Origin of the sequence: Pseudotamlana agarivorans, assembly GCF_018860245.1 — a bacterium.
GTDB lineage: Bacteria > Bacteroidota > Bacteroidia > Flavobacteriales > Flavobacteriaceae > Pseudotamlana > Pseudotamlana agarivorans_A.
The window spans coordinates 168079-186208 of the sequence record NZ_JAHKPD010000008.1 but is presented as its reverse complement, the minus strand read 5'-3'; the positions used below and the strand labels follow the sequence as shown (position 1 = coordinate 186208).

Here is an 18130-nt window from a genome sequence, read left to right as displayed (position 1 = left end):
TGTGAAAGCCTGAAGTTCTGTGTAATTTTCAGAATTAAATTAATGCTTTCCTAACTATAGTCGTAAACAAAACTATGTTAAAAAGCATAACATCAGGAATTAAAGCATACTTAGGAGCTTTTAGTTTATTATCAAAACTAAAGCTTTGGAAGTTTTTTGCAATCCCAATGCTTATAAGTGTTGTTACAGCAAGCCTTATAAGCTTTGCTGCATATAGCTTATCTGATAACCTAGGCGCTTACATCGCAGAAGTTTGGATATGGGACTGGGGCAAAACAGCCTTTACAGCACTTGGAACCATTCTGGGGCTTCTTATGATTATAGCCATAGGCTTGATTCTATTTAAACATATAATCATGGCTTTATCGGCACCGTTTATGAGTCCTGTTTCAGAAATAATTGAAACACATTTAACAGGACATACCGGAAGCCCAAATTATTTGCATAGAAACAGCTCATTTACATCACAATTATGGCGCGGTATTCGTATTAACATTCGAAATTTAATTCGAGAGTTATTATTTACAATTCCTATCTTAGTATTAAAATTTATTCCGATTGTAAATATATTTTCTACGATAACCCTATTTTTTCTACAATCGTATTATGCAGGATTTGGAAACATGGACTATACCTTAGAACGTCATTACAACTATAAAAACAGTATAAATTTTGTTCGTGAAAATCGTGGATTAGCCATTGGAAACGGCATTGTATTTATGCTTTGTCTCTTCATTCCAATCGTTGGAGTGCTATTGGTTTTACCCCTTTCGGTAACAGCCGCGACAACCGAAACCGTTAAGGTTTTAAATAAGAAAAATTAAAAAAGTTTAGTTATATGGAACCGAAAAATAATATTTTATCACCAATTCAAAAATTCATCAAGATTGAGAGTTTTAGTGGTATACTGCTGCTTTTCGCAGCTATTTTAGCCTTGGCTTGGGCAAATTCTCCGTATTCGGCGGGTTATACAGCACTTTGGGAGTACCACTTGGGGTATAAATCGGAAAGATTTGAACTATACAAGCCCTTAATCCTATGGATAAACGATGGGTTTATGGCTGTTTTCTTTTTCCTTATTGGATTAGAGATCAAGCGTGAATTTTTAATTGGCGAATTAAACACCCCGAAGAAACTCGCCTTTCCACTTGTTGGAGCTATTGGGGGTATGGTTATTCCTGTGGTGTTTTTCGTGATTATAAATCAGTTTATGAGCACCCACCCAGATGATACCTTACACGGTTGGGGGATTCCAATGGCCACAGATATTGCCTTCTCTTTAGCCATATTGAAAGTACTCGGTGATAAAGTTCCTATTAGTCTTAAAATATTTTTAACCGCATTCGCCATTGTAGATGATTTAGGTGCCGTAATCGTTATTGCCCTGTTCTATACCGGAACCATTAAAATGCTACTTTTAGGTGCGGCTCTAGTGTTAATTGCTATTTTATATCTCTTATCTTATAGAGGCTATTTCTCAAAATTTGTAATGACTATTTTTGGTATAGCCATTTGGATATTATTCCTTAAGTCTGGTGTACACCCTACCTTAGCGGGGATTTTATTAGCTTTCTCTGTGCCTATTAGACAAAAAGTAGATACGTCTCAGTTTTTATCAAGATTAGAAGAAATCACAACTAAAATTAAAGGATCTTCAGAATTAAAAGAACCAATTCTTTCAGCTGAACAAATTCAGGAAATTGATGAACTACAGCATTGGACCAATAAATACCAATCCCCTTTGCAACATTTAGAACATCATTTACATGATTGGGTAGCTTACTTTATCATTCCTATATTTGCACTTGCTAATTCAGGTGTTATATTAAGTAGTAGTGAAGGCCTAGACTTTGTACTAGTATTAAATATTGCAGTTTGTTTATTATTAGGTAAAAGTATAGGAGTTTCCATATTTGTGTTACTTGCAGAAAAATTAAAAATTATAAGCATTCCACCCGATATTACAAAAACGCAAGTTATTGGGGTTTCCTTCTTAGCAGGTATTGGTTTTACAATGGCTATATTTATTGCCAGCCTTGCCTTTACAGAACATCACATTTATGTGGATTCCGCTAAAATTGGAATTTTAATAGGTTCAACTATTTCTGGTATTATAGGATACGTTATCCTTAATAAACAAGGCAAAAAAATGCTGACTCAATCAGAACCAGAAAAAGTTCAAATTACCGATTAGTTTAGAGAAAAAATTAATTTTAAAATAATAAGATTTCATTTATAAATGAAGGATAAATTTTATCAATACATCCAAGATTTACAAGATCAAATAACTTCTAAATTAGAATCTATTGATGGCAAAGCCAAATTTCAAGAAGATCTTTGGAAACGACCTGAAGGCGGTGGCGGCAGAACCCGTGTTATTGAAAACGGCAACGTTTTTGAAAAAGGAGGTGTAAACATCTCTGGGGTTCATGGTAAATTACCAAAATCAATGCAAGCCTATTTTAAGGTTGGTGATGTTGATTTTTTTGCCTGCGGATTGAGCCTCGTACTGCATCCTAAAAACCCAATGGTTCCAACAGTACACGCCAATTGGCGCTATTTTGAAATGTATGATAAAACCGGTAATATTATTGACAGCTGGTTTGGTGGCGGACAAGATTTAACGCCTTATTACTTGTTTGATGAAGATGCCGTGCATTTTCATCAAACTTGTAAAACGGCCTGTGATAAACACAATCCTGAGTTTTATCCAACGTATAAAGAGCGTTGTGACGCATACTTTTACAATGCACATCGCAATGAAGGTCGCGGTATTGGCGGACTGTTTTTTGATTACTGCAAGGCAACCGATGACATGACCATGCAAAACTGGTATGACTTTGTGACCGAAGTTGGTGACAGTTTCTTAGAAGCCTACGTGCCTATTGTTGAACGCAGAAAAGATTTACCATACACACAAGCGCAACGCAACTGGCAAGAAATTCGTCGCGGTCGCTATGTGGAATTTAATTTAGTGCATGATAAAGGCACACTTTTCGGCTTAAAAACTAACGGCCGAATTGAAAGTATTTTAATGAGTTTACCCCCTCATGTACAATGGGTTTATGACCACCAACCCGAGCCTAGTAGCGAAGAAGAAAAACTGATCAAAATATTACAAGAACCAAAATCATGGATTTCAAACTAAAACTACTTGGTATTTTACTAAACTTTTTATGTTTGCCGCTTTTCGCACAAAATAATAATACGAGCAAAACCGCTCAAGATAGTATTCAAGATGTTGTTTATGGCGAACAGCACAATGAATACATTTACATCTATAAAAACAGAATTACAGCCAAGGCTTATTTCATTAAAACCTCAAATACCTTAAGAATAAGAAATCGTGAAGATGCTAATGATGAATTTCACCTTTTCCCAAATAATCAAGATAAAATTGGTGCTTCAGTAGCTTTTAGATCTATTTCAGCGTCTTATTCGTTTTCTCCTAATTCCCTAGCTGAAAACCCAAATGATAACAACTCAAAGCTCTTTAATTTGAACTTACGAAGTTATTTTGGCAAACATTTTATGCAAACCTTGGATATCTACAGTCAAAAAGGATTTCAATTAGAAGGAACAAACAATCAACAAGCCTATCTCCCTAAAACGAAATCATTTAAAATAGGGGGATCCACTTCTTACATTTTCAACGAAAACTTTTCATATCGAGCCATTGCTACTCAGGATGAAAAGCAATTGAAAAGTGCAGGAACATTTATGCCCCGTTTGGTATACTACTTTACTAAACATGATGTCCACGTTACAAGTGAAGATGGTTCTCAATCCATAAGCACCGATTATAATGCTCTTGATATTGCCTTTGCACCCTCGTACATATACAATTTTGTTCCAACAAAAAACTTATTCTTGTCTGCTGGTGTTTCTGCAGGCATAGGTTTGAATTACAGTAACAATCCAGGTGATGAAGAGAACATGACCTCTTTGCTTACTGAACTGGATTTTAGAGGCTCCATAACCTATGATATCAATTTCTTATATCTAGGAGCCCACTACAACTATTTGATATTAAATCACAATAGTGATCGCTCGTCATACATTAAAGATGATATCCCTTATTTGCAAGTTTTTATTGGTTACCGCTTTAATGCCCCAAAAAAAATGGTCAACAAAGCCGATGAAATAAATAAAAAAATAAGTTTTTAATAAATTATGTTATGTTACTGCGGCCATACAAACACATACGAAACCTGCTGTGAACCCATTCACAAAAACATGACAAAAGCCAAAACCGCCGAACAACTCATGCGTTCTAGATACAGTGCGTTTGTTTTAGCAAAAGGTGATTATTTAGTGGAAAGCCACCACAGTAAAACCCGAACGCCTAAAGAAAAGAAATCGATTGAAAAATGGGCTAAATCGGTACAATGGATAAAATTAGAAGTCTTAGAAACGACTAAAGGCCAAATAGAAGATACCGAAGGTACCGTTACATTTAACGCCTATTTTTTTGAAAACGGCAAGGTTGATGTGATTCATGAAAAATCAGCTTTTGTAAAAGAAAATAGCCTTTGGAAATATTTAGGACTAAGTCAATAAAAAATAAAATTATGTACCCTTTAAGAAGAAATAGACGATTAAGAACTAACCCAGCCATACGTTCACTAGTTCGTGAAACCATATTAACACCAAATGATTTTTTAGTACCTCTTTTTGTTGTTGAAGGCAAAGGTGTTAAGGATGAGATTCCATCGATGCCTAATTACTTCCGTTACAGTTTAGACCTGCTTGAAAATGAAGTTAAGCAACTTTGGAAACTGGGGTTAAAATCTGTTTTACTTTTCGTTAAAGTACCAGAGAACCTAAAAGACAATAAAGGTACTGAAGCCTTAAACCCAAACGGGCTCATGCAACGCGCCATTAAAACCGTTAAAAATGTTTGTCCGGATATGTTAGTCATGACCGATGTGGCATTAGACCCTTATTCAGCTTACGGACATGATGGTATTATTGAAAACGGACAAATAATTAACGACGACACCGCTGAAGTTTTAGCAGAAATGAGTGTTTCTCACGCTAAAGCAGGTGCCAATTTTGTAGCACCAAGCGATATGATGGATGGTCGAATACTATCCATTCGTGAAGCTTTAGAAGATGAAGGTTTTATTAACGCAGGCATTATGAGTTACTCGGCAAAGTATGCTTCTGCGTTTTACGGACCTTTTCGTGATGCTTTAGATTCTGCTCCAGTAGATATTAAAGACATTCCTAAAGATAAAAAAACATACCAAATGGACTTTGCCAATCGTTTTGAAGCCATTCGAGAAACTGAAATGGATATCGATGAAGGCGCCGATATTGTTATGGTAAAACCAGGCCTTTCATACCTTGATATCTTAAGAGATATTAAAAATGAAGTTGATGTACCTGTAGCCGTATATCAAGTTTCTGGTGAATATGCGATGATTAAAGCGGCAGCTGAAAAAGGTTGGCTAGACCACAACCAAGTAATGATGGAAACTACAACAGCCTTTAAACGTGCTGGTGCAGACATTATCGCGAGTTATTTTGCAAAAGATATCGTGAACTTATTAAACGAGTAAACGAAGTTAAACTCAGAAAAATTCACTTTCATAAAAACAGTTAAGGTTTAAAAAATAATTTTTAAGAAACCTGACCTTTTGATATAAGATTCTTACTTAAAGAAAAGCGCAAATACAAAAGTACATAAGCCAAAACCAATAAAATTAATAGGTGAATAAATCCAGATGTAATGTCTGGCAAATGTGCTTTTTCTACCGACAAAGAATTAAACACATTGAAGTATGGTGTAGAAGGCAATATGTTTGCTACCCATTGTAACAGTTCTGGCATGGATTCAACTGGCCACGAGTAACCCGAAACTAAAAATAATGGATAAGTTGAAAAAGCCATGATTTCGGTCCAACCAATGGCAGTTCTAAAATATGAAGCAACTAATATTGTATACAATAATATTACTGTAATAAACAAAAAGCCTAAAAGTAAATGAAAGCCAATAGAACCGTTAAAAACAAGCGTATAGTGAGGGAAAATCAACTTATAAAAAACGAAAAAGTAGGCGCTATATAAAAATAGGTAATAAGCGCTTTTAGCCGAAAGGATTTTGGTAAATTCTAAAAAAGAAATACCATTCAAATCTTTTAGAATACCATGCTGAAACTCATGTACAACACTTTGTCCAAAGGCGATAATTAAAGTTTGCTGTAAAATTAAAATCAATAAAATAGGTAGTAAATAATCACCATAATTGTTTGTGGCGTTATATATGGATTTTATAACAGGCAAAATGGGTTGTGCCTTCTCCTTAGCCATGTCTATAGGTATCTTATTACTCACAAAATAGCGCATTCGCACCCCACCAGAAACCATCAAAACTACTTTTTGAACAGATTTATTAATCTCATTCGATGTTAAAAATTTAGTATTATTAAGTATTAAATCAATTTTAGCACCTTCTAAATTCATCGTTTTCTTCTGAAATCCCTTTGGAAGCACTACAATCCCCTGAACCTCCAAATTATTAAAATAAAACAAGGCGTCTTCAAGATTTGAAAAATGCCCTTTTAGCTTAACTTTTTCAGTCGAATTTATAAGCGAAGCCACTTTACGAGACAAGCTCGAGTGATCGTAATCTACTACAGCAATGGGGATTTCATTAACTTCTTTTTCAGAGTAAATGGAACCAACGAAAAAAGCGTATAACAAAGGGGCTACTAAACAAGTAAGCAGAATACTCTTGTCTTCAAAAATTAAAGACAATTCTGACTTAAAAATATCCCACCAGCTTTTCATACAGATCGTTTTTGATTTCTAAGGAATAAAATAATAGCCGTAACCACATAACCAATAGCAAAAAATAAGGCTAAACTTAATAGGTGTTTCACTAAAAACTGAAAAGGTGCATGCATCTCTATACCCTTAATAAAAGCCGATAAAAAGTGAGTATATGGAATCAACTGAGCATACCAAGCATTAAAGGCAGGCATGGCCATAATGGGAAATGTAAAGCCACTAAAAACAAACGCGGGTGAATTGTAAACGAAAGACACATCCATGGCAATGGCTTCGTTTTTAAAAATAGCTGAAACCATAATCCCTAACATGGCATTTACCATAACGAACAAAAATACAACAGGTAAAAACGCGAGCGTTCCTGAGCTAGCTGGAATACCCAACAATGGATGTACAACAGCAAAAATAAAGAGTCCTACAATAAACCCGATTACTGTGTAGGTTGTCAATTTAGCAAAGATTAATTTAAAAACACTCCCATTTGCCATACCTAAAACCTCATCAAAACTAGCATTAGAATATTCTGAATTTATGGAACGTGCTGCTAAAAGAAACACCAACATTTGCAATAAAACCGTAGTTAAACCTGGGAGTAAATAATACAGATAATTATAATAGGCATTAAATAAAGGCTTCGTATTAACTTTAATAGGCGCAATCATTTTTAATGCCTTTTCGCTTGGAATACCTTGTGACCTAAAAGCATTATAATTAATTCCTGCAGACAACGTGTTTATAAAGCTAGCGGCTTCCTTATAAATTAAATTGCCATAAACTATATTAGATGAGTTTGTATAAACTAAAAGTTTGGCTTGTTCCCCTCTATAAATTACCTTTTCAAAATGATTTGGAATCACGTAAAACCCTCTAATTTCGGGGTTTTTCACAAACACCTCGTCAATATTATCATTTGAATTTAAAAATTTTACAATGTTTAGTTTTGGTGTGGCCTCTATACTTTTAATAACGGTTCGACTCAAACCTGAATGGTCTAAATCCAACACCCCAATATCTACAGTATTAATTGCCCCTTCCTTATAAATGTACCCCAAATAGAAGAATATGGCGGTAGGTATTAAAAAAATTAATATCCAAGCGGTAGGTCGTTTTTTTAAGATTAAAACCTCCCTTATTATTATGTTTAAAAACCCTCTCAAATTTTAATATTAACACTCATCCCAGGACGTAGATCAGCAATTTTATTAATGGGTTTTAAGTGAATTTCAAAAGTTTTCATATCCAATCTACCCTTATCAGCAGTTGGAATCCAATCGGCAAAATCTGCCATGGGAGCAATGTAAGTCACCTTAAATTGATATGAATCATTATTAAAAGCAGGCAGTTTCCCAGAAATTTCAGAACCTTTTTTAAAGTTATTCAAGAAATCTTCACGCACATGAATCACGGCGTAGATGTCCTCTAACTTCTGAACGGTAAAAATAGGGTATCCTGCAGGCATAACTTCACTTTCTTCGGCCAACTTATCTGAAATCTCTCCCGAAACTGGGGCATAAATCTCCAACTCCTTATAATAGGCTTTCGCTTCACTTACCATACCTCCAGCAGCATCCATTTGTCCTCGTGCTGCGCGCTTATCTTCAACCCTAGCCCCTTCTTGCGCCATCTCGAAAATAGATTTCGCTGCATTCATTTGATCGAAAGCCGCATCTCGTTTGAAAATAACCTCATCCATTTGCTGCTGAGAGACCAAACTGTCTTCAACTAGCTTCTTTAATCGGTTAAATGACTTTTCGGCAAAATTATACTGACTTAAAGCCATTTTATAACTGTTTTGAGCCGCCATGATCTCTTGATCTCTAGCTCCAGTGTTTGCTTTCTCACTAACCGATTTAGCCGCATTAAACATACCTTCAGCCTGCTTGACTTTCGCTGCTAAAATATCACTTTCAATGGTTGCTAACAGTTGGCCTTTTTTAACTTGATCTCCCCGATTCACATAAATTGATTCAATTCGGCCTGGGATTTCAGAAGCGACTTTTATTTCAACAGTCTCAAATAGACCTACAAAAACGCGATTAGCGTTAGGATCTGGCTTTAAAAGCAATAGCATAATAATTCCAACAATTATTATAATAATAGGAATTGCTAATATGAAAATTTGCTTGGTATTTTTCATAAATTCAATTTTTTCTGGGATTTAATTTTAGCGTTTGTAAACTTCCAGTAGAGATTAATAATTCTAAAGCTGCCATGCGTTGTTGTACTATAAGCTTATAATATTCGAAACTCACATCTTGATAACTAGTCTCGGCCTCCAAACGCTCTGTGATTGGCATAAGACCAGATTTGTAACGCTTTATTGCCGAATTCAAATTATTTAATGCCACTAATTTTTCCTGCTCTTTATATAGCAATTGTTTATTTTTAACTTCAAAATCTACTTGTGTTTTTTTAGAAAATAACTCTAATTTCTCAAGAGCATCAACCTTTTTTTCTTCCGCCATACTTTTTTCTATAGTAGTTTTGCTAATTTCAGTTGTGTGTTTTAAACCGCTAAATATCTCCCATTTCATACCTACCCCTAAAAAATACGTTGGAAATAATTGAAACTTATTAAGCTCTAAATTTATGGGTTCATTACCAATAATCGTATTATATGGTGTGTCCAATTCTGCATTAAATAAATTACTGTAAGACAAGCTTGCAAGGGCTTGAATTTTGGGCAAGAATAAATTTTTATTCATTTTAAGCTTATAATCATAGGCTTTTATGGAAGCATCGAGAGCCTTTACCTCTGGACGATCTATAAAAGATTTATCGCCCATTTTTATTAGCCATGGTTTTAATTCGAAAGTATAGGCTTTCAATTTAGTAGTTTCAATACCCGTAAGCATAGATAATTTAAGATAAAGCAAACTTAAATTACCATAAATCTCGGTCTGTTTTGCAGCTATATTAAGTTCAGCTGCGGTAATTTTATCACGTTCGTAAGGGGTTGCAAGACCATTTGCAATGGCCTTAACCACACGCTCTTTTTCTTTAACTATACGCTTTAAACCTGTTTCTAGAACATGTTTTGACTGGTTTAGTAATTCAATATTATCAAACGTACTAATAACATCCTTTATAATATCACCGCGTTCTTTGAACAACAAATAGTTTTTAGCGCGTATTTTTTCATTTGTCGCCTTAGCCCCATAGTTAACTTGTAAACCAGAAAACAATAATGCTTTTGCTGTAAGGTTGGCGTTAGCAAAACTACCGTTAGCATTAAATTTTTGATCGCCTTCAAATAAATTAATGCCCGTTATTGGCAATTGGATAGTAGGTATGTTAGTAATTATTTGAGTAGAGCCGTATCCGTATAAAGCATCAAATTCAAGAGTTGGAATGAAATTACGACGAATACTTTTATACTCTAAACTATCTATAGCTATTTCATAATTTGCAGCTTTTAACGCATAGCTTTTTTCTAAGCCTAATGCAATTAATTGCAATTCATGGTCACTCAAATTTCTTTGAGCATTCAATGCTAAGGAAGAAACACTAAAAATCAAGAAAATTAAAACGAAGTTTTTTATAGAGCCCATAACACAATCACCTTGTTAACAAACTTAAAAATAAGAGTTTCTATTAAATAATAATAAAATAAACACAATAATTTTTCTTAAAATAGTTTGTTTTAGCTTCGTTTATATTTAATGCTAATGAGTTAATTGGTTTTTGTAATTTAGTCCTTTTCAAAAACCATTTTATGAGCGTACTATTTTTTTGGGCTACCATTTCCATCTTTTTTTCGTTTCTATGTTCGATTCTAGAAGCTGTTTTATTAAGTGTTACCCCTACTTTTATAAACCTAAAAAAAAGAGAAAACAAAGAGTATGCGTTAACCCTTGAAGCTCTTAAAAAAGATGTAGACAAACCCCTTATCGCCATTCTCACGCTTAATACCATTGCCCATACTTTAGGTGCCATGATGGTTGGTATCGAAGCTGAAAAATTACCTTTTAAAATAGAATTTTTTGGAATAAACACCGTAGGTATCGTTTCGGCAATCATGACTTTGCTCATTTTAGTTGCTTCAGAAATTATCCCAAAAACCATAGGTGCTACCTACTGGAAAAAACTGGCTAATTTCACATCTAAAACATTGACCATATTAATTTTCCCACTAAAATGGACAGGTATCTTATGGTTGTTACAACTAACCACCAAACTCATTGGAGGTAAAGGACACGGTAGTGTACTTACTCGCGAAAGTTTTATAGACATGACCGATTTAGCCCATGAAGAAGGTGTATTTCATGAAAATGAAAGCAAGGTTATTAAAAACCTTTTAACCTTTAAAGAGGTTTGCGCCAAGGATGTGATGACACCACGAACGGTTATGAAAACTGTTGATGAAACCACCAGTGTTGAAGAATTTTTCAATAAAAACCTAAACTTACGCTTTTCTAGGATTCCTGTTTTTGTTGATGAACCAGATAACGTTAAGGGTTTAGTGCTTAAGGATGAAATCTTCAAGGAAATGGCACTTGATAATGGTCATAAAAAACTATCTGAACTCAAACGCAATATCATCATTATCGATAGAGATTTGCCCATTCCAGATTTATTTGAAAAACTAATTGAAGGCCGAAATCATATGGCTTTGGTTGTTGATGAATACGGAACGGCCAGTGGTATCGTAACTATGGAAGATGTTATTGAAACCCTTCTAGGTTTAGAAATTATGGATGAAAGTGATAACGTTTCAGACCTTCAGCTCCTAGCTCGAAAAAGCTGGGAATTACGTGCTAAAAAATTAGGAATTTTTGAAGAGGACGACACGAATACAACCGAGTAGATGAAAACCTGCATTATCGCCTCTCCTTTAGGTTATACTCAAATTTGTGGTGATGAAAATGGAATCGCGACAGTAACCATACTCAATTCCGAAGAAAAAATAACAGAATCCATTCCTCAAGAGTTACAAAACTGCGTCATGCAACTTAAGGCTTATTTTAAAGGTGATCGCAAAATATTTGATGTAAAGCTTAATCCTCGAGGTACCAATTTTCAGAAAAAAGTTTGGAAACAACTGGAGCAAATTCCCTATGGCAAGCACATCTCCTATCTCGAATTATCAAAACAATTAGGCGATGTAAAAGCCATTCGTGCAGTAGCTAATGCCAATGGTAAAAATCCAATTTGGCTAATAGTGCCTTGCCACCGCGTTATTGGAAGCGACGGTAGTTTAACAGGTTATGCCGGCGGACTACACCGTAAACAATGGTTGTTAAATCATGAAAGCACAAATAAACAACAATCGCTGTTCTAATAGACAACTCAAAAACCCTGCAATCAACAAAACATAAAATTATTCCCTATATTTATTTCAACTAAATATTTCTCGCATGAAATTTATTAAAACCCTCTTTAAAGGACTTATTATTATTCTAATAACTGGTATTGCACTGTTATATATTTTCGATTATGGCTACATTATAAGAGCAGCTAAAATAGTATATTTTACAGGGCACAAAACCGCTTTTATTGACGATTACCCCTATTTTGAAAATGATACCATAAAAAAAGGCAACAACACAAGCCCTTGGCCTATTCATAAAAATTATAACAGCACCAACCCAACCGAAAAGTTGTCTCAAGCAAATGAAGACTGGGGTACAGTTGCCTTCCTAATTATTAAAAATGATAGTATATGGTATGAAAACTATCATGAAGATTTTAATAAAACCTCCAAAACCAACTCTTTTTCTATGGCCAAAAGTATTACTACCGCGCTTTTAGGAAAGGCAATTATGGATGGCCATATTAAAAATTTAGACCAACCTGTTAGTGATTATTATACACAATACGCCAATACCAATTTAACCGTTGGCGATTTGGCTTCAATGGCGTCTGGGCTAGATTGGGTAGAACATTATACGAGTCCGTTTTCGGTGACAGCAAGAGCCAATTATGATGATGGTTTAGCCGAAACCATATTAAATCAAAAAGTAATTAAAACCCCAGGAAAAGCCTTCGAGTATTTAAGTGGGAACACAGAATTACTAGCTATGGTTATTGAAAAAGCAACGAATAAAACCCTCTCAAATTATTTGTCTGAAGGGTTTTGGCAACCTATGGGAGCTAGCGATGATGCCTTATGGCAAGTTGACGATAGCAAAAACCGCCTAGCAAAAGCCTTTTGTTGTATTTCTAGTAACGCCCGTGATTTTGCCCGTTTTGGAAAACTCTATAAAAATTACGGAAAATGGGAAGGCAAACAAATTTTAGACTCTGCTTATGTTGTAAAATCTGTGACGCCACGTTTTAAGGAAGGCCCAGAATATGGCTATGGTTGGTGGTTAAAAAAGCAAAACAATAAAGACTTTTTCATGATGCGCGGGCACTTAGGTCAATATGTGATTGTGCAACCTGAAGACAACCTTATTATAGTGCGTTTAGGACACAGAAAATCACCCGACTATGGCAAAACAGATGCCATTTTCACCAATGACATTGGAATTTACATTGATGAAGCCTACAAAATGTTAGCTCATGATTAAAAAACTAAATTTAGAAAACATTCTTTTTCTGGATATTGAAACCGTTCCTGAAGTTCAGCATTTCTCAGATTTAGACGAAACAAAACAAGCGCTTTGGGAAGGCAAATCAAAATACCAAAGAAAAGAAGAATTTACCGCTGAAGAGTTTTACGACCGGGCCGGGATTTGGGCCGAATTTGGTAAGATTGTTTGTGTTTCTGTTGGGTATTTTAAAATTCATAACGACTTAAGGAAATTTAGAACAACTTCCTTTTTTGGTGATGAAATCAAAATACTGAAAGACTTTAAAAACCTACTCAATACCCACTTTAACGATCCTAAACATTTACTTTGCGGGCATAATGGTAAAGAATTTGACTTTCCTTATATTGCCCGACGCATGATTATTCATAACATTGAATTACCTCATAAACTGAATCTCTTTGGAAAAAAACCCTGGGAGATACCACATTTAGATACTTTAGAACTATGGAAATTTGGTGACTTTAAAAGTTTCACCTCTTTAAAATTACTCACCAATGTTTTAGGTATTCCATCGCCAAAGGATGATATTGATGGTAGTGAAGTTTACAGGGTATATTATGAAGAAAATGAAATTGATCGCATTGTTACCTATTGCGAGAAAGATACAATAGCCGTAGCTCAAATATTTTTACGTTTAAGAGGCGATAACATTTTAACCGATGATGAAATTATTCATATATAATGAGGGATAACCAAATTTTAGAAGTTAGAGATTTAAGCGTTTCATTTGGCAAAAATGAAGTGGTACATAACATTACTTACAAACTTCACACTAATGAAGTTTTAGGTATTGTAGGCGAATCTGGATCTGGTAAATCGGTTTCGTCCTTAGCCATTTTAGGGTTACTTCCTAAGAAAATTTCAACTATAAATACGGGCTCTATTTTATTTGAAGATTTAGATTTAGTAGAACTATCTTCAAAATCGTTTCAAAACATTCGGGGTAATAAAATCGCAATGATCTTTCAAGAACCTATGAGCTCTTTAAACCCTTCTATGACCTGCGGAAAGCAAATTTTAGAAATTTTGCTACAACATACCCATGTTTCTAATAAAACAGCTAAAAACGAAACCCTAGAGCTTTTCGAAAAAGTTAAACTACCAGATCCAGAACGCGTTTTTAAGGCGTATCCTCATGAAATTTCTGGCGGCCAAAAACAACGGGTTATGATAGCTATGGCAATTGCATGTAAACCAGATATTTTAATCGCCGACGAACCTACAACTGCACTGGATGTTACCGTACAAAATGATATTATTCACCTGTTAAAAGAACTGCAAGCTCAAACTAAAATGAGTATCATTTTTATCACACACGATTTGGCAATAATTTCAGAAATTGCCGATCGCGTTTTAGTCATGTACAAAGGTGAAATTGTAGAACAAGGCTTAGTGGCTCGCATTTTTAAACAGCCAGAACACAATTACACAAAGGCTTTAATTAATTCACGCCCGTCGTTAGATTCGCGATTAAAGGTTTTACCAACAATTAATGATTTTTTAAATGATACGATTTCAGACGCTATTATTTCTAAGGAAGAACGTCAAAAAAATCATAAAAAAATCTATAGTAAAGCGCCATTATTAGAAGTTCTAAACGTAGAAAAGGAATACCTTTCTAAATCGAGTATTTTTTCCAAACCAGAAGGCTTTAAAGCCGTTAACGATGTAAGTTTTAAACTTTATGAAGGTGAAACTTTAGGTTTGGTTGGTGAATCTGGATGTGGGAAGTCGACTTTGGGAAACGCCATACTTCAATTAGATAAGGCAACAGCTGGAAAAATAATATATAATGGTGTTGATATTACCAAGTTATCAAAATCTGAAACAAGAAAACTAAGAAAAGACATTCAAATTATATTTCAAGACCCTTATTCATCTTTAAATCCAAGAATCCCTGTTGGAGAAGCCATTATGGAGCCAATGAAAGTACATAAACTTTATAGTTCCGATGAAGAACGTAAAGCAAAGGTTATTGATATTTTAAATAAAGTAGGACTGTCTGAAGATTATTTTAACCGTTATCCTCATGAATTTTCGGGTGGACAAAGGCAGCGTATTGGAATTGCTAGAACCATTGCCCTTCAACCGAAACTAATTGTTTGTGACGAATCGGTTTCGGCCTTAGACATTTCAGTTCAAGCGCAAGTTTTAAACTTGCTTAATTCACTTAAAAAGGACTTCGATTTTACCTATATTTTCATCTCACATGACTTAGCAGTTGTGAAATACATGTCAGATCAATTACTGGTTATGAACCAGGGTAAAATTGAAGAATTAGACGATGCGGACATCATCTATAAATCCCCTAAAAAAAAGTATACTAAAAAATTAATTCATGCTATACCAAAAGGTTTATAGCATGAATAATTTTTTTGTTAAATAACATAAACTTTTTACAAATTCAAAAGTATCATTTACAGACGCTCTAAACTTGTTTTGATTAGTAGGTAATTCATGTAGATTTGAGTCCATATTCATAAGTTTTTAAAATTATGATAGATTTGGGGTAGGTTAAATCTAAAATTGATATACTTTTTTTGGTTGAAGCTAATATCGATAATAGATTCTATTTATCCGACAAAAAACACATATATTCGATGAAATACATTATTTTTTAACAAATAAAAACATCCAAAAAATATATTATAATCTTTTGGCTACAAATTAAATATACATTTCAGGTATTTCTCCTTCAATTATTAGACAGCCTTCAGTAGCCTTCTTAATCGTTTCCACAGAAACACCAGGTGCACGTTCAAGCAATTTAAAACCCCGAGCAGTAACTTCGATAACGGCAAGATTCGTTACAATTTTTTTCACACAGCCAACACCCGTAAGTGGCAAGGAGCACCTTTTTAGTAATTTGGAAGCTCCATGCTTATTCGTATGCATCATGGCTACGATTATATTTTCTGCACTAGACACCAAATCCATCGCACCACCCATACCCTTAACCATACGACCGGGAATTTTCCAATTGGCGATATCGCCGTTTTCGGCCACCTCCATGGCGCCTAAAATGGTAAGATCCACATGTTGACCGCGAATCATAGAAAAACTAAATGCAGAATCGAAAAAACTAGCACCAGGCAAGGTGGTAATGGTTTGTTTCCCTGCATTAATAATATCGGCATCTTCTTGGCCTTCAAATGGAAATGGCCCCATACCCAAAACACCATTTTCACTTTGAAATTCAACTTCAATATCTTCACGAACATAATTAGCTACTAAAGTTGGAATACCAATACCTAAGTTCACATAATACCCATCTTTAACTTCTTTAGCGATACGTTTTGCTATACCTATTTTATCTAACATTTTTTTTGAGTTATAAGTTAAAAGTGCCTAAAATACTTAAAGTTAGCCACCGTATTAATATTTAGTTGAAACCTGAAAAGTCATACATCCATGAACGCAAGTTTACTTTTAGCACCATTTAAACCCAACTTTAGGCACTTTAAATACTTTGAACTTTAAGTACTTTTCACTCTCACCGTACGCTGCTCAATACGCTTCTCATAGGCTTGCCCTTGAAAAATTCGCTGAACAAATATCCCAGGAATATGAATTTGATTCGGATCTAAAGCACCAATAGGCACCAATTCTTCCACCTCAGCCACGGTGATTTTAGCAGCTCCACACATCACAGGATTAAAATTTCTCGCAGTGCCTTTAAAGACCAAGTTTCCAGCGGCATCACCCTTCCAAGCCTTCACAAAAGCGAAATCGGCTTTAAAAGCATGTTCTAAAACATACATTTTACCATCAAATTCTCGGGTTTCTTTACCTTCGGCAACTTCGGTACCATAGCCTGCAGGTGTATATATAGCTGGAAAACCAGCTTGCGCCGCGCGACAGCGCTCTGCTAAGGTCCCTTGAGGAATCAACTCAACATCTAGCTCTCCAGATAGCATTTGCCGCTCAAATTCATCATTCTCGCCAACATAAGAGGATACCATTTTCTTGATTTGCTTTTTTTGAAGCAATAGCCCTAATCCAAAATCGTCTACGCCGGCATTGTTAGAAATACAAGTTAAACCATCCACGCCGCGTGTCACCAATTCTGCAATAGCATTTTCTGGAATTCCACAAAGCCCAAACCCCCCCAACATTAAAGTCATATTATCAGAAACACCCTCTACAGCTTCTTTAACATCAGCCACTTTTTTATTAATCATCTTATCTCGTTTAGTCTATCTAAATTTACGAATAATTAATGATGTTGTGGAACTGTTTATTTGTTTAATCGGGTAATTGCTCAGCTGAAAACTGAGACTGAGACTGTATTACTAAAAAGATATTACATGTGATAAAAAACCTAACTCCTAGGCTTATTCAGATTCCTATCGTACATAACGATACTACCTGCCACCGAAACATTCAAACTTAACTCCGATTTAAATTTGACTAAAAAATGAGATTTTTCAATAGCTTCTTTATTTAGGCCGTGATCTTCGGCACCTAATAAATAAACACAGCGTCTTGGGTGATGAAAGTTTTCTAAATCTTGGGCAGTATCGTCCAATTCTACCCCAACAATTCGTGTGCCTTTGGGTAAATTATTAAAAAAAGCTTCAAAATTTTCATAATGAAAATAGGGCATCGATTTTACAGCGTTATGTGTATCGCAAGCTTGTTTTGCGTATCGATTACCTATAGTAAAGATGAAACTAGCGCCTAAATTTTGCGCCGAACGCCATAATACACCTAAGTTCTCGGGTGTTTTACCGTTCTGAATACCTATACCAAAAAATTCATTTACAAAATTATCGTTCATTTCAAAAAGCCCTTAAAAA

18 protein-coding genes are annotated in these 18130 nt (G+C 34.9%); 11 read left to right on the top strand and 7 right to left on the bottom strand.

Annotation, left to right across the window (positions count from 1 at the left end):
* The first annotated feature begins 74 nt into the window (after window positions 1–74).
* The 6 genes from KO493_RS03585 (at window position 75) to hemB (ending at window position 5564) form a co-directional block, all read left to right on the top strand.
* Window positions 75–824, top strand: a complete 750-nt coding sequence (locus KO493_RS03585) for an EI24 domain-containing protein (protein ID WP_216066578.1) — start codon at window positions 75–77, stop codon at window positions 822–824.
* A gap of 14 nt (window positions 825–838) precedes the next feature.
* Window positions 839–2194, top strand: a complete 1356-nt coding sequence (gene nhaA, locus KO493_RS03580) for a Na+/H+ antiporter NhaA (RefSeq protein ID WP_216066577.1) — start codon at window positions 839–841, stop codon at window positions 2192–2194.
* A gap of 45 nt (window positions 2195–2239) precedes the next feature.
* Window positions 2240–3148 (top strand): oxygen-dependent coproporphyrinogen oxidase, encoded by a 909-nt coding sequence (hemF, locus tag KO493_RS03575; protein WP_216066576.1) that lies wholly within the window; start codon window positions 2240–2242, stop codon window positions 3146–3148.
* Window positions 3133–4167 carry a DUF4421 family protein gene (locus tag KO493_RS03570; RefSeq protein WP_216066575.1) on the top strand — a complete coding sequence of 345 codons (1035 nt, stop codon included), beginning with the start codon at window positions 3133–3135 and terminating at the stop codon, window positions 4165–4167. The genes hemF and KO493_RS03570 overlap by 16 nt, the downstream gene beginning before the upstream one ends.
* A gap of 69 nt (window positions 4168–4236) precedes the next feature.
* On the top strand, window positions 4237–4560 hold the full coding sequence (locus KO493_RS03565; RefSeq protein ID WP_354667418.1) for a YchJ family protein: 324 nt from the start codon (window positions 4237–4239) through the stop codon (window positions 4558–4560).
* An 11-nt stretch (window positions 4561–4571) separates the two neighbouring features.
* Window positions 4572–5564: a porphobilinogen synthase gene (gene hemB / locus KO493_RS03560; RefSeq protein WP_216066573.1), complete on the top strand. Its 993-nt coding sequence runs from the start codon at window positions 4572–4574 to the stop codon at window positions 5562–5564.
* 61 nt (window positions 5565–5625) lie between these two features.
* On the opposite strand, the gene KO493_RS03555 is transcribed toward hemB, so the two are convergent.
* The 4 genes from KO493_RS03555 to KO493_RS03540 are packed head-to-tail and all read right to left on the bottom strand — an operon-like array spanning window position 5626 to window position 10346.
* Window positions 5626–6795 (bottom strand): ABC transporter permease, encoded by a 1170-nt coding sequence (locus KO493_RS03555; protein ID WP_216066572.1) that lies wholly within the window; start codon window positions 6793–6795, stop codon window positions 5626–5628.
* Window positions 6792–7952, bottom strand: coding sequence for an ABC transporter permease (locus tag KO493_RS03550; RefSeq protein WP_216066571.1), 1161 nt, complete (start codon window positions 7950–7952; stop codon window positions 6792–6794). Before KO493_RS03550 ends, KO493_RS03555 begins: the two co-directional genes overlap by 4 nt.
* Window positions 7949–8932, bottom strand: a complete 984-nt coding sequence (locus tag KO493_RS03545) for an HlyD family secretion protein (protein ID WP_216066570.1) — start codon at window positions 8930–8932, stop codon at window positions 7949–7951. Before KO493_RS03545 ends, KO493_RS03550 begins: the two co-directional genes overlap by 4 nt.
* A gap of 4 nt (window positions 8933–8936) precedes the next feature.
* Window positions 8937–10346 carry a TolC family protein gene (locus KO493_RS03540; protein ID WP_216066569.1) on the bottom strand — a complete coding sequence of 470 codons (1410 nt, stop codon included), beginning with the start codon at window positions 10344–10346 and terminating at the stop codon, window positions 8937–8939.
* A gap of 164 nt (window positions 10347–10510) precedes the next feature.
* Here KO493_RS03540 and KO493_RS03535 point away from each other — a divergent pair, with 164 nt between their 5' ends.
* From KO493_RS03535 to KO493_RS03515, 5 genes are all read left to right on the top strand, one after another.
* Window positions 10511–11602, top strand: a complete 1092-nt coding sequence (locus KO493_RS03535; protein ID WP_216066568.1) for a CNNM domain-containing protein — start codon at window positions 10511–10513, stop codon at window positions 11600–11602.
* Window positions 11603–12076, top strand: coding sequence for a methylated-DNA--[protein]-cysteine S-methyltransferase (locus KO493_RS03530; RefSeq protein WP_216066567.1), 474 nt, complete (start codon window positions 11603–11605; stop codon window positions 12074–12076).
* A gap of 76 nt (window positions 12077–12152) precedes the next feature.
* Window positions 12153–13307 (top strand): serine hydrolase domain-containing protein, encoded by a 1155-nt coding sequence (locus tag KO493_RS03525; protein ID WP_216066566.1) that lies wholly within the window; start codon window positions 12153–12155, stop codon window positions 13305–13307.
* Window positions 13300–14013, top strand: coding sequence for a 3'-5' exonuclease (locus KO493_RS03520; RefSeq protein WP_216066565.1), 714 nt, complete (start codon window positions 13300–13302; stop codon window positions 14011–14013). Before KO493_RS03525 ends, KO493_RS03520 begins: the two co-directional genes overlap by 8 nt.
* Window positions 14013–15692: an ABC transporter ATP-binding protein gene (locus tag KO493_RS03515; protein ID WP_216066564.1), complete on the top strand. Its 1680-nt coding sequence runs from the start codon at window positions 14013–14015 to the stop codon at window positions 15690–15692. Before KO493_RS03520 ends, KO493_RS03515 begins: the two co-directional genes overlap by 1 nt.
* A 306-nt stretch (window positions 15693–15998) precedes the next feature.
* Here the strand turns inward: KO493_RS03515 and KO493_RS03510 are convergent, their stop codons facing one another.
* From KO493_RS03510 to KO493_RS03500, 3 genes are all read right to left on the bottom strand, one after another.
* The gene (locus KO493_RS03510; RefSeq protein ID WP_216066563.1) at window positions 15999–16652 is read right to left on the bottom strand and encodes a 3-oxoacid CoA-transferase subunit B; all 654 of its coding nucleotides are present in this window, start codon (window positions 16650–16652) and stop codon (window positions 15999–16001) included.
* A 155-nt stretch (window positions 16653–16807) separates the two neighbouring features.
* Complete coding sequence (locus KO493_RS03505; RefSeq protein ID WP_216066562.1) at window positions 16808–17512, bottom strand: CoA transferase subunit A; 705 nt, start codon at window positions 17510–17512, stop codon at window positions 16808–16810.
* Between the two features lie 140 nt (window positions 17513–17652).
* Window positions 17653–18111, bottom strand: coding sequence for an RNA methyltransferase (locus tag KO493_RS03500; RefSeq protein ID WP_216066561.1), 459 nt, complete (start codon window positions 18109–18111; stop codon window positions 17653–17655).
* Between the last annotated feature and the right edge of the window lie 19 nt (window positions 18112–18130).